This window comes from Microlunatus elymi, from assembly GCF_007362775.1.
Lineage (GTDB): Bacteria > Actinomycetota > Actinomycetes > Propionibacteriales > Propionibacteriaceae > Microlunatus > Microlunatus elymi.
On the sequence record NZ_CP041692.1, the window covers coordinates 2,374,375 to 2,386,436 of the forward strand.

Annotated in this window: 15 protein-coding genes; 13 read left to right on the top strand and 2 right to left on the bottom strand. The window is 68.1% G+C overall.

All coding sequences use genetic code 11. The annotated features are described in order from the left end of the window. The first annotated feature begins 42 nt into the window (after positions 1-42). From FOE78_RS10710 to mutM, 8 genes are all read left to right on the top strand, one after another. A complete protein-coding gene (locus tag FOE78_RS10710; protein WP_228266150.1) occupies positions 43-2,286 on the top strand; it encodes an ATP-dependent DNA helicase RecG in 2,244 nt (747 codons plus the stop codon). Next, complete coding sequence (gene rsmD / locus FOE78_RS10715; protein ID WP_143986274.1) at positions 2,283-2,861, top strand: 16S rRNA (guanine(966)-N(2))-methyltransferase RsmD; 579 nt, start codon at positions 2,283-2,285, stop codon at positions 2,859-2,861. The genes FOE78_RS10710 and rsmD overlap by 4 nt, the downstream gene beginning before the upstream one ends. Further along, positions 2,858-3,418, top strand: a complete 561-nt coding sequence (coaD, locus tag FOE78_RS10720; protein ID WP_228266151.1) for a pantetheine-phosphate adenylyltransferase — start codon at positions 2,858-2,860, stop codon at positions 3,416-3,418. The genes rsmD and coaD overlap by 4 nt, the downstream gene beginning before the upstream one ends. A 103-nt stretch (positions 3,419-3,521) precedes the next feature. Beyond that, positions 3,522-4,037, top strand: coding sequence for a hypothetical protein (locus tag FOE78_RS10725; protein ID WP_143986275.1), 516 nt, complete (start codon positions 3,522-3,524; stop codon positions 4,035-4,037). A 111-nt stretch (positions 4,038-4,148) separates the two neighbouring features. Further along, the gene (locus tag FOE78_RS10730; protein ID WP_210414921.1) at positions 4,149-4,709 is read left to right on the top strand and encodes a YceD family protein; all 561 of its coding nucleotides are present in this window, start codon (positions 4,149-4,151) and stop codon (positions 4,707-4,709) included. Between the two features lie 66 nt (positions 4,710-4,775). Continuing rightward, complete coding sequence (rpmF, locus tag FOE78_RS10735; protein WP_143986276.1) at positions 4,776-4,964, top strand: 50S ribosomal protein L32; 189 nt, start codon at positions 4,776-4,778, stop codon at positions 4,962-4,964. Positions 4,965-5,000: 36 nt separating this feature from the next. Next, positions 5,001-5,756 carry a ribonuclease III gene (rnc, locus tag FOE78_RS10740; RefSeq protein WP_210414922.1) on the top strand — a complete coding sequence of 252 codons (756 nt, stop codon included), beginning with the start codon at positions 5,001-5,003 and terminating at the stop codon, positions 5,754-5,756. Then, complete coding sequence (gene mutM / locus FOE78_RS10745) at positions 5,740-6,594, top strand: bifunctional DNA-formamidopyrimidine glycosylase/DNA-(apurinic or apyrimidinic site) lyase (protein WP_143986277.1); 855 nt, start codon at positions 5,740-5,742, stop codon at positions 6,592-6,594. The genes rnc and mutM overlap by 17 nt, the downstream gene beginning before the upstream one ends. Positions 6,595-6,597: 3 nt before the next feature. Here mutM and FOE78_RS10750 read toward each other — a convergent pair whose 3' ends face one another. Further along, a complete protein-coding gene (locus FOE78_RS10750) occupies positions 6,598-6,936 on the bottom strand; it encodes a carboxymuconolactone decarboxylase family protein (RefSeq protein ID WP_143986278.1) in 339 nt (112 codons plus the stop codon). A gap of 159 nt (positions 6,937-7,095) precedes the next feature. Between FOE78_RS10750 and FOE78_RS10755 the strand changes: the two genes are divergently transcribed. The 3 genes from FOE78_RS10755 to FOE78_RS10765 all read left to right on the top strand — a co-directional run bounded on the left by FOE78_RS10755 (position 7,096) and on the right by FOE78_RS10765 (position 9,384). Beyond that, positions 7,096-7,530 (top strand): cupin domain-containing protein, encoded by a 435-nt coding sequence (locus FOE78_RS10755; protein WP_143986279.1) that lies wholly within the window; start codon positions 7,096-7,098, stop codon positions 7,528-7,530. Further along, positions 7,527-8,384: an aldo/keto reductase gene (locus tag FOE78_RS10760; protein ID WP_143986280.1), complete on the top strand. Its 858-nt coding sequence runs from the start codon at positions 7,527-7,529 to the stop codon at positions 8,382-8,384. The genes FOE78_RS10755 and FOE78_RS10760 overlap by 4 nt, the downstream gene beginning before the upstream one ends. A 76-nt stretch (positions 8,385-8,460) precedes the next feature. Continuing rightward, the gene (locus FOE78_RS10765) at positions 8,461-9,384 is read left to right on the top strand and encodes a YwqG family protein (protein ID WP_143986281.1); all 924 of its coding nucleotides are present in this window, start codon (positions 8,461-8,463) and stop codon (positions 9,382-9,384) included. Between the two features lie 133 nt (positions 9,385-9,517). Here the strand turns inward: FOE78_RS10765 and FOE78_RS10770 are convergent, their stop codons facing one another. Then, complete coding sequence (locus tag FOE78_RS10770) at positions 9,518-10,333, bottom strand: endonuclease domain-containing protein (RefSeq protein WP_143986282.1); 816 nt, start codon at positions 10,331-10,333, stop codon at positions 9,518-9,520. A 311-nt stretch (positions 10,334-10,644) separates the two neighbouring features. Between FOE78_RS10770 and FOE78_RS10775 the strand changes: the two genes are divergently transcribed. After that, positions 10,645-11,169, top strand: coding sequence for a GNAT family N-acetyltransferase (locus FOE78_RS10775; protein ID WP_228266152.1), 525 nt, complete (start codon positions 10,645-10,647; stop codon positions 11,167-11,169). A gap of 121 nt (positions 11,170-11,290) precedes the next feature. Continuing rightward, positions 11,291-11,965, top strand: coding sequence for a GtrA family protein (locus FOE78_RS10780; RefSeq protein ID WP_143986284.1), 675 nt, complete (start codon positions 11,291-11,293; stop codon positions 11,963-11,965). Positions 11,966-12,062 lie beyond the last annotated feature (97 nt).

The window sequence follows — 12,062 nt, forward strand, 5'->3', positions numbered from 1 at the left end:
ACCTACCGCGAGCTGTCGGAGGCCATCGTTAGGCTGACGCCCGTGAGTGCGACCGTCACCCGCTGGCGTACCGAGGCGTACGCCCGGCTGCATGCCAGGCTGTCGGCCGTGGTGGGCGACAAGACCGCCAAGGCCTTCGGCAAGCTCGGCATCGCCACCGTCGGCGATCTGCTACAGCATGTGCCGCGTCGCTACATGGCGGGCACCGAGCTGAGTGACCTGAGTGGGCTGCGCGAGGGCGAGGAGATCGCGGTGCTGGCCGAGGTGGCCGGGACCAAGGAGCACTCGATGCCCGGCGGGCGTGGTCGGCTGGAGGCGTGGATAACCGACGGCCGCGGCCGGCTCGGGCTGGCCTTCTTCGGTCGGGCCCCGTTGATCAAGTACTGGCAAAGTCAACTGGCGAAGGGTTCCCGCGGCATCTTCGCCGGCAAGGTCGGCGTCTTCCGGGACGAGCCGCAGCTGTCCCATCCCGACTTCGTGATGCTCGACGAGTACGGGAAGTACGCCGGCGGTTCGAAGGCCAACGAGGTGCTGGCCCAGGTGACCCAGACCTCGGACCTGATCGGCATCTATCCGGCGACGGCCAAGTTGCGCACCTGGAACATCGCCGAGTCCGCCAACCTCGCCCTGGACTACCTCGGCGAGGTCACCGACCCGCTGCCGGAGACGGTCCGAGAGCGGGCCGGCGTGCTGGGTCTGACCGAGGCGTACCGCGCGGTCCATCAGCCACGGGACCGGGCCGAGGCCGCCCGCGGGCTGGAACGGCTGAAGTTCGACGAGGCGTTCGCGATCGGGTTGGCGATGGCCCGGCGCAAGGCGATCGCCCGCAGCCATCCGGCGGTGCCGCGGACGCGTCGCCCCGGCGGCATCCTGGACGCCTTCGACGCGACCCTGCCGTTCGCGCTGACCGCCGGCCAGCAGCTGGTGTCGGAGCAGATCTTCGCCGACCTTGAGCAACAGCATCCGATGCAGCGGCTGCTGCAGGGCGAGGTCGGCTCCGGCAAGACGGTGGTCGCGGTCCGGGCCATGCTCGACGTGGTCGACGCCGGCGGACAGGCCGCGTTCCTGGCGCCGACCGAGGTGCTGGCCACCCAGCATTTCCAGACCATCACCCGGATGCTCGGCGAGCTCGCCGCCGGCGGCACCCTGGACGCCGCCGAGCACGCGACCCAGGTGGTGCTGATCACCGGCTCGATGCCGGCCGCCCGCCGCCGCGAGGCCCTGCTGGCCGCCGCCGGCGGTGAGGCCGGGATCGTAATCGGGACCCATGCGCTGCTCAACGATCAGGTCCAGTTCGCCGACCTCGGTCTGGTGGTGGTCGACGAGCAGCACCGGTTCGGGGTGGAGCAGCGGGCCGCGCTCGGCGCCAAGGCCGAGAGCCGGCCGCACCTGTTGGTGATGACCGCGACACCGATCCCGCGGACGGTCGCGATGACCAGCTTCGGCGACCTGGAGACCTCGGTGCTGCGGGAGATTCCCGCTGGCCGGGCCGAGGTCAGCACCGTGGTGGTCGACGTGATCAAGAATCAGAGCTGGGTGCCGCGGGCCTGGGAGCGGATCGTCGAGGAGGTCGCCGCGGGCCGGCAGGCGTACGTGGTCTGCTCGCGGATCAGCTCTGCCGACGACTCGTCGGCCGGCGACGACGGGTTCGCGGAATCGGTCGAGGAGGGCGAGGAGCCCCGAGAGCCGGCGGTCGCGGTCGAGGACCTGTACGCCGAGCTCAGCACCGGCCCACTGTCCCGGCTGCGGACGGCGATGCTGCACGGGCGGATGCCGCCGGAGGAGAAGGACGAGGTGATGCGCCGACTCGCCGCGGGTGAGTTGGACGTGTTGGTCTCCACCACCGTGATCGAGGTCGGCGTCGACGTGCCGAACGCCTCCATGATGGTGATCTGCGACGCGGACCGGTTCGGCATCTCGCAGCTGCATCAGCTGCGCGGCCGGATCGGACGGGGCGCGCATCCGGGTGTCTGTCTGCTGATGAGTTCCAGCCCGACCGAGAGCGACGCGACCACCAGGCTGCACGAGGTGGCGGCCACCCGGGACGGTTTCCGGCTGGCCGAGGCCGACCTGCGGCTGCGCCGGGAGGGCGACGTGCTCGGCGCCGAGCAGTCCGGCCGCCGGTCGAGCCTGCGGCTGCTGCGGGTGCTGCGTGATCAGGAGTTGATCAGTCGGGCGCGGGAGATGGCCGACGACTGCTTGGTGGCCGATCCCGAGCTCGCCGATCCCGGCCTGGCCGACATCGTGGACAAGATCGAAGCACCCGAATGGTTGGAGCGCGCATGAGCCGCATCATCGCCGGCAGCAGGCGCGGCCGCCGACTGTCCACACCGCCGGGCGGCCGGACCCGGCCGACCACCGATCGGGTCCGCGAGGCCCTGTTCGCCGGCCTCGCCTCCTGGGCCGGGACGGCCGGCTCCGGGGCCGACGAATCCCTTGCCGGTTTGGCTTTTCTCGATCTGTACGCCGGTTCCGGTGCGGTCGGCCTGGAGGCCGCCAGCAGGGGAGCGGCCCGGGTGATGTTGGTCGAGTCGGATCGGCGTACGGCGCGGATCATCGGCGACAACGCCCGCGAACTTGACCTGCCGGTGCAGGTGCGGACCGGACGGGTGGAGGACGTGATCGGGGTGCCGCCACCGGGACCGTACGACGTGGTCTTCGCCGATCCTCCGTACGACGTGACCTCGGCGGTGCTCAGCCGTCAGCTCGCGGTCCTGCTGGCCCAGGGCTGGCTGACCGATGACGCGTTGGTGATCGTCGAGCGGTCGTCACGGACCGAGGAGTTGAGCTGGCCGGAGGACCCGGCCGACGTGTGGAGCAAGGACTACGGCGAGACCGTGCTGTGGTTCTGGCAGCGGTGAGGCTTCAACAAGATCTACTCGAACAAGATCAACTCGCACAAGATCAACTCGACCGAGCGAGCCGAGAAGGAGGAGCGATGCGGCGAGCGGCCTGTCCGGGCTCGTACGATCCGCCGACCCGCGGGCACCTGGACATCATCGCCAGGACCGCGCGCCAGTTCGACCAGGTGCAGGTGCTGGTCGGCAACAACCGGAGCAAGACCGGCCTCTTCACTCCGCCGGAGCGGGTCGAGCTGCTGGCCGAGGCCTGCGCGGACCTGCCGGGAGTCGAGGTGCAGCTCTTCGACGGACTGCTGGTCGACTACTGCCGCGAGCACTCGATCGACTGTGTGGTCAAGGGCATCCGGGTGGCCGCCGACTTCGACTACGAGATGCAGATGGCGCAGATGAACCATCGAATGACCGGCATCGAGACCGTGTTCATGCCGGCCGCGGCGCAGTGGGCCTACGTCTCGTCCAGCCTGGTCCGCGACATCGCCCGCTTCGGCGGCGAATTCGACCAGTTCGTCACCCCCGAGATCGCGGCCCGGACCCGACAGAAGCTCACCAAGGACTGAGGACGCCGACCGGGGGCGAGTTCTGCTGCAGGTCAAGTTTGTGTAACGGTGCGGACGGACTAGATTTCTCTCGCCGAACGACCGGGGACGAGAGGACGAAGCGATGAGCCAGGAGCTGACGACCGAGGAGCGGTTGGAGCAGCTGCGAGAGCTGATCGCGTCCGCGCGGGCGATGCCGATGTCGGCCTCCTGCGTGGTCAACCGGGCGGAGGTGCTGAAGGTGATCGACGAGATCACCGCCACCCTGCCCGGCGAGCTCGCCGAGGCTCGTACGGTGATCGAGCAGCAGTCGACCAAGGTCGCCGACGGCGAGGCCGAGGCCGCCCAGATCATCGCCTCGGCTCACCAGCACGCCCTGCAGCAGGCCACGCACAGCGCCCAGGTCAAGGTTGCCGAGGAGCACGCCGCCAAGATCGTCGCCGACGCCGAGCACGAGGCCGAGGCACTGCGCCGCGAGGTCGACGTGTTCATCGATTCGCGGATGGCCGGCTTCGAGTCGGTACTGGCCAAGACCTCCAGCCAGGTCCGGACCGCTCGCAAGCGGCTGGCCGAACGCAACAGTGTTGAGCCGGACGAGCGCCGGCAGCGGGCGACCGAACTACCGACGCTGGACGACTGAGCTCCCGACGGCGGACAACAAGCAGGGCGGTTTGGCCCTGGCCTGAGGACACCGCTAGAGTTGGGCGTCGGTCATGACGATGTCTGACCGCTGCGCTGAAGGGAACTGCTTGTGGATACGGCAGCTCGCCCCCTGGATGCCCGTTCGGATCTGGTGATCGACACCGTGGATCTCGGCCGTGGTGCGGGGCGAATGATGCAGGTCCGCCGGACCGTGGAGGCGCCAGCGGAGCTGGGGATCGAAGTGATCGGGGTGCCTCAAGGCTCACCGGTCGAGTTGGATCTGCGACTGGAGTCGGTGGTCGAGGGGGTGCTGCTGACCGGCACGGCGGAAGTCCGGATGGCGGGGCAGTGCGTTCGGTGCCTGGTGGACCTGACCGATGACGAGGTCGTGGACTTCCAGGAGCTGTACGTCTATCCCGACAACGCGGAGGCGGACGCCGAGACCGAGGACGAGATCAGGCACCTGCAGGGTGATCTGCTCGACCTGGAGCCGGTGCTGCGCGACGCGGTCGTGCTGGATCTGCCGTTCCAGCCGTTGTGTCGGCCGGACTGCCGAGGTCTGTGTCCCGAGTGCGGGGCGGACCTCAACGCCGATCCGGAGCACGGCCACGACGCCCCGATCGATCCGCGGTGGTCGGGACTCACCTCATGGCCGGAAGAAGAGTCCTGAGGCAACGCAGGGCGCAAGACAGTGATCCGGGTCGGACGATCCGGTGAAGAGTTCGAGGAGAGAATCGTGGCCGTTCCGAAGCGTCGGATGTCCCGCAGCAACACCCGGCACCGCCGGTCCCAGTGGAAGACGTCCGCTCCGACTTTGGTCGTCTGCGCCAACCCGGCCTGCCGGCAGAAGCATCTGCCGCACACCGCCTGCCCGGCCTGCGGTCAGTACGGTCCCCGTGGAGCGCGCCGCCAGGTGACGGCCTGATCCGTCTTGGACGATTCGGGCTTGGACGATTCAGCCTTGGATGACCCAGGGCGCTCCGGCGCGTTCGCGGTGCTGGACCAACTCGGGATCAGGATCGATCCCGAGTTGATGGAACGTGCCCTGACCCATCGTTCGTACGCCTATGAGCAGGGTGGTCTGCCCACCAACGAACGGCTGGAATTCCTCGGCGACTCGGTGCTCGGTCTGGTGGTGACCGAGCACCTTTTCACGTCCTACCCGGACATGAGCGAGGGCCAGCTGGCCAAGCTGCGTGCAGCGGTGGTCAACTCGCGGGCACTCGCCGAGGTCGCCCGCAGTCTCGACCTCGGCGCGCTGATCAAGCTCGGCCGCGGCGAGGAGACCACCGGCGGCCGAGACAAGTCGTCCATCCTGGCCGACACCACCGAGGCGGTCATTGGCGCGGTCTTCGTCGCCGAGGGCGTCGAGAGCGCCCGCCGCTTCGTGCATCATCTGTTCGATCCGGTGATGGCCGAGGTCGCCACCCTGGGCGCAGGACTGGACTGGAAGACCAGCCTGCAGGAGCTCTGTTCGCTGAACGGGCTGCCGGCTCCGCAGTACGCAGTCACCGAGTCCGGGCCCGACCACGCGAAGACGTTCACCGCCCAGGTCATACTGCATGATCAAGAAAACGGCGATCAGCAGTACGGGCCCGGCGTCGGCCGGAACAAGAAGGAAGCCGAACAGAAGGCCGCGGCGAGCGCGTTCAAGGCGTTGCGAGCCGAAGTGACCCGCAGCCTGGATCCGGCCGACTCCGGTGCCGGAGCTTCCTGAGGTCGAGGTCGTCCGGCGCGGGCTGGCCGAGGCGTTGACCGGCAGGACCGTTGCCGCGGTCGAGATCCTGCACCCCCGCCCGGTGCGTCGTCACCTCGCCGGACCGGACGATTTCGCCAGCACGTTGGTCGGCCGGACGTTCGCCGAACCGCGTCGCCGGGGCAAGTATCTGTGGCTGCCGCTGGCCGACGGCGACGCGATCCTGGCTCATCTCGGCATGAGCGGTCAGTTCCTGGTCTGCGATCCGGAACTGCCGGATGCTCGCAACACCCGGATCCGGTTCGGCTTCACCGACGGCGGCCCACAAGTCAGGTTTGTGGATCAGCGGATGTTCGGCGGGCTGTCGATGTCGTACGGCGGTGCCGAGTTGCCCGCCGAGATCGCCCACATCGCCTTGGACCCCTTCGATCCGGCGTTCTCGTTCATCGACGTCGCCACCCGGCTGCGTGGCAAGCGGACCGGGATCAAACGCGCGCTGCTGGATCAGACGGTTGTCTCCGGCATCGGCAACATCTACGCCGACGAGGCGCTCTGGCAGGCCCGGGTGCACTACGCCAAGGCCGCCGATGCGATGACCCGCAAGCAATTGGTCGAACTGTTGCAGGCGGCCCGCGCCGTGATGGCCGCGGCTCTCGGCCAGGGCGGTACCAGTTTCGACGAGCTCTACGTCAACGTGAACGGCAACAGCGGCTACTTCGACCGCTCGCTCAACGTGTACGGGCAAGAGGATCGGCCGTGCCCGCGGTGCGGTCACGCGATCCGCCGCGAACCCTTCATGAACCGGTCCTCGTACCGCTGTCCGTACTGCCAACGGACACCCCGCCAGCCGCGCTGGTGACCGTCAGTCCTCGCCCTCGACGATGCCCTTCAGTACGCCGGTCGCGCCGATGCCGTTGGGCCAGCCGGCGTAGAACGCCAGGTGCAGCAGGGCCTCCTTCAGCTCCTCGTCGGTGACACCGTTCTGCCGGGCGAAGCCGAGGTGGAACTTCAGCTGATCGGTCCTACCCATCGCGGTCAGCGCCGCCACGGTGACCAGGCTGCGGTCGCGCTTGGACAGGCCCTCGCGCTCCCAGACCTCGTCGAACAACACCCGATCGGTGTAATGGACCATGCCTGGGGCGAAGTCGCCCAGCGCGTTCTTCCCGCCGCTCCAGCCGCCGCTCTGCTCGTCGTTGCTCATGATCACTCCTGTTCTGATCGCTGTCTCCCGGCCCATGCAACCCCCATGTCCGCCGCGGCGGGAGTCCCTCCTGGGAGGGGGTACCAACGGGGCCTGGCCCGGACCCGGCAACGGGCCTAGCGTCGACGCATCAGGATCCGCAGCACGAGGAGCACGACGGTGAACCAGGACAACTTCGACGAGATCTTCCCGCTCGGGGACAAGAACGACGCCTACGCGCAGTACTTCATCGGCCAGAGCTACCTGGCGCCGCTCGCTGCTGGGAGCGTGCCGGTCAGCAACGTCTCCTTCGAGCCGGGCTGCCGCAACAACTGGCACATCCATCACGGCACCGACGGCGGTGGCGACCAGATCCTGCTCTGTACGGCGGGCAGCGGCTGGTTCCAGGCCGAGGGCGAGGACCCGGTCAGCCTGCAGCCGGGGTCGGTGATTCGAGTTCCGGCGGGCACGAAGCACTGGCACGGCGCGAAGGCCGACTCGTGGTTCTCCCACCTCGCCTTCATCACGCCCGGCCCGGACGTCAGCAACGAGTGGCTCGAGCCGGTCACCGACGAGGTGTACGAGGCACTGCCGAAGAACGGAGACAACACATGAGCATCCTGGACGAGACCTACACACTGTCGAACGGCGTGGCCATCCCCAAGCTGGGACTGGGCACCTGGTTCATCGACGACGACCAGGCCGCTGCCGCCGTCCAGGCGGCCATCGCGATCGGCTACCGCAACATCGACACTGCGCAGGCCTACGGCAACGAGCGCGGCGTCGGCGAAGGCGTACGGAGCAGCGGCGTCGCCCGCGGTGACCTGTTCGTCTCCACAAAGCTGGCCGCCGAGATCAAGGACTACGACGCCGCGGTCGCCGCGATCGACGGCTCCCTGCAGACGCTCGGCCTGGACTACATCGACCTGATGCTCATCCACAGTCCGCAGCCGTGGGACGACTTCCGCGGCGGTGATTACGCCGAGGGCAACCGGCAGGCCTGGCGCGCGCTGGAGGACGCGCACAAGGCGGGCAAGCTCCGTACCATCGGCGTCTCCAATTTCGAGCAGCAGGACCTGGAGAACATCCTGTCCGGCAGCACGGTCACGCCGCACGTGAACCAGCTGCTCGTGCACGCCGGCAACACCCCGGCCGAGTTGCTGGACTACTGCCGGAGCCGGCAGATCCTGGTCGAGGCGTACTCGCCGATCGGCCACGGCGCGATTCTGCAGAACTCCGCCGTCCAGGCGTTGGCGGGCAAGTACGGCGTGTCCGTGCCGCAGCTGTGCATCCGTTACACCCTCCAGCTCGGCACGGTGTCGTTGCCGAAGACGGCGAACCCCGAGCACCTGCGAGCCAACGCCGAGGTGGACTTCGAGATCTCGGATGCAGACATGTCTGTGTTGCGTGACCTGCGCGACGTGGATTACGGCGAGCACAGCGCGTTCCCCGTCTACAGCGGTAAGTAGCGGAGGCGTCGGACACCTCGGCATCCTGATCGGTGACATCCGGGCGCGGAACCTCGGAGCACCGTAACTTGGAGGCGTGAACGCGTTCTGGAATCGCTGGCGCAAGCAACTGGCGTGGGAATCAGTGCCGGCCGGCACTGTCGAGGGAAGGGCCGATCGTGATCCGGCCGTCGGGCCGGCGCTGACCGATGAACTGGAGCGGGTCCTCACGCCGGTGATGCGGCCCTGTGCCGGGATCGCGCTGGCCGGTGCCGCCGAATCGCCGATCCACAGCTTCCTGACCGGCCATCCCTACCTTCCTGCCGGCACAACCTGGCCGGAGGGAGCCGCCGGCCCGCAGATCTTCGTCGGCCAGATCAACTTCGCCGAGGTGGCCTCGGTCGGTGCTTTGCCCGGCTTCCCGCGTACGGGGTTGCTGCAGTGGTTCGTCGACGCCGACGACACCTACGGGTTGACCTTCGACCGAAGTGCCGGCACCGCCGGCTTCAGCACGCGGTGGTACGCCGACCCGTCGACCGCTGCGGGCAGTCCGCAGCCGGACGCCCCGACCCCGACCGACACCGTGGACGATCTGCCGATGGAGTTCGTCGGTCCCACCGCGCTGCAGTTCCGACACTCGATCAGCATCCCGGACTGGTCCGGTCTGCCGGCCCAGCACCGCAGTGATCCGATCTGGGAACGGCTTGCGGCCGCGCTGGGGGAGCGCCGAGCCGATCCGGAGTTCGTCTACGAGGAGTACGTCCGCGGCGGATCGTCGTTGCTGGACCAACTTCGGACCGCTAGCAAGGTCGGCGGCTACCCGTCCTTCACCCAGGACGATCCGCGCGGCACCGGCAGCTACCCGGCCGCAGACTCCGGGCAGGCGGAGTTGATCATCGAACTCGACTCGATCGACGTCGGCGGCTGGGGCGACTCCGGTGTCGCCCACCTCTTCGGTGATCCCGCCGCGCTCGCCACCGGTGGCCTCACCTCGATCCGCTACCACTGGGACTGCCTCTGAAGAGACCGGAATCCTGAGATTGCGGACGCAGTTGCCGAATCCGGGCTCGCCGAGGCCGAAATCACCCACTGCGTCCGCAATATCAGGATCGTGGCGGTCGACGTCGATGGTCGGCCGCGGGGTCGTAGCTCGCTCACGGGCGGGCCGCCCGCTGCTGCGCGCGCCGGGCCATCGCCAACGCAGCACGGATCTGAGCTATCACGACCTGAGGATGGTCGCGGAGATCGACCCAGCTGAAGCGGAGGACGATCCAACCCGCCAGCACCAACGCATTCTGCCGCTGCCGATCGGACACGAACCGGGAAAGATCGGTCTGATGCTCCAGGCCGTCGATTTCCACAGCGACCTTCAGTGATCGAAAACAGACGTCGATGTAGTAGGTCAGTCCATTGATCAGCACCTTGCCGTTGCCGGTCCAACCTCGGATTCCGGCCCGGTGCAGAAGTTCGTGAGCATGCCGTTCCAACTCTCCCCAGGGCGAGTCGCGAGAGTCATCGAGCATTCGGCGACGGCGCGCATTCCCGGGGCGGCCGGGAGTGGCCGCGAGAGCGAGCTCGAGATCCGCCAGCGAGACCATGCGGCTGCGCAGCGCCTCGGCGATCACCTTGCCGCCGAGCTCGGGGACCAGATCGATCGCCGTCATGGCCGGAGCGCACAGACGTAGAGTCCGCTCGCCGAAGAACGGCAGCTCGATCACCCAATCCGGATCGGGCCCACGTCGCGCGAATCTGTAACCCGACGCCATCGGTGCCCGGCCGCACCCGTGTGCCACCTCGATCTGCGGAACCGCGAGATCTGGCCAGAATGTCATCGACGCCGCCGCGCGTCCGACCACCACCGCGTCCGGTGACCAGGCCGGCACCGCCGCCAGCCGGGTTTCGAGCGACGTCGCGGCCTCGATCGGCGCATAGACCCCGGGTAGTAGCCGAGACAAGTGACCGGATCGCATCAGGTGATCGATGCTCGAGCGCAGCCGCGGCCAATCCTGTCTGCGGATCAGGCCCCGGCGTCGGAGGATGTCGTTGACTTCGAGAGTCGCTGTAGTCGTCACGTCCTACAATTCCGCCGTTTGCGCCGGAGTGACCGCCCCCCCACCGACACATCTGTGGACAACCTCGGGCACGGATCGGGCTGTGGATAACCGACAAACCCTGAAACTGCGGACGCAGTCGTCGATTTTGGGGCGGTGATGGCGACCTGGCGCGACTGTGTCCGCAGAATCAGGGTTCGGTGCGGATGCCCGGCGTCTACCGTGTTCCGGTGGCTGATCTTGTCCCGGCGGATGTCCGGTTCCACCGGTCCTTCATCGAGGCGGCTCGGGAGGAACCCGGCGCAGCGAGTTACCTCTTCACCGGTGATGAGAGCACCCTGGCCGATCCCGACGTCTTCGCCGACTACGTGGCCATGCTGCGGGCCGACGAGCTGGAAACCTCACCGCGACCGGACCTCTACGTCCCCGGCACGAACCTGTGGTGGGTCGAGGGCGACCGGTTCATCGGCCGGCTGGCGATCCGGCATCGGCTGAACGAGCGGCTACGGACCGGCGGCGGCCACATCGGCTACTGGATCCGGCCGTCGGAACGCCGCAGGGGCCACGCCGGCGCCGCCTTCCGCGCCGCGCTGCCGCGAGCCCACCGGCTCGGCATCGATCCGGCACTGGTCAGCTGCGACGCCGACAACGTCGGCTCCCGCAAGATCATCGAGAGCACCGGTGGAGTCTTCGAACGCCAGCTGGGCGAGCTGAGGCTCTACTGGGTGCCGACCGGGTCGGATCCGAGCCTCTGAGCGGCAGCTGGCAGCAGTCGGAGCACAGCCTGACCCGTACGCGATTCTCCTCACACCCGCAGCGGGGCCGCCGTGTCAGCGGCGTCGGATGCCCGGTCACGACAGGTAAGCTCGGGCGATCGTGAGACGTCTCGGGCACTTCATCTTCGTCCGGCATCGCCACAACTGGGCCCAGCTGATCCGGTTTGCGATTGTCGGCGGTTCCGGCGCGCTCGTGAACATGCTCGTGGTGGTGATCCTGAAGCGGGTCGGGCCGAACTATCGAGACGTCTTCTTCGACCTGCCGTTCACCGACTTCAACGTCCGCTGGTACCACGTCATCGTCACCATCGCCTTCCTGGTGGCCAATCTGTGGAACTTCGTCATCAACCGGCGTTGGACGTTCCGCACCACGCACCATTCGGCCTGGTACAGCGAATATCCGCCGTTCCTGGCGGTCGGTGCGATCGGCCAGGTGCTCAGCCTCGCCCTGGTCACCGCGCTGATCCATTCCGGATCGCCGATCTCGCTGCCGGACAGCGTCTTCGACGACTCCACCGGCCTGCGGACCAAGCTCTACTGGGCGCAGCTGATCTCGATCGTGGTGGTCACTCCGGTCACCTTCCTGATCAACAAGTTCTGGACCTTCTCCGCGGCCCGGCACGGCAAGCAGTCGAAGCTGATGCCGATCGACCCGGAGATGGCCGAGGCCGAGGACAACGTCGCCGCCCTGCCGGATCGGACGGCCGCCACCGCGGCAGCCCCGTCGTCACCGGGCACCCCGGCCGCCACCTCGGACAGCCGCGCTGCCGGCTGAGGCGCCGGGACTCGCCGCGATCTCGGGGGCTTGCCTGGCCAGGAATGTCGGCGCCGCCGTTTAGAGTGAAACGACCTTCCCCACGGGACCCGACGAC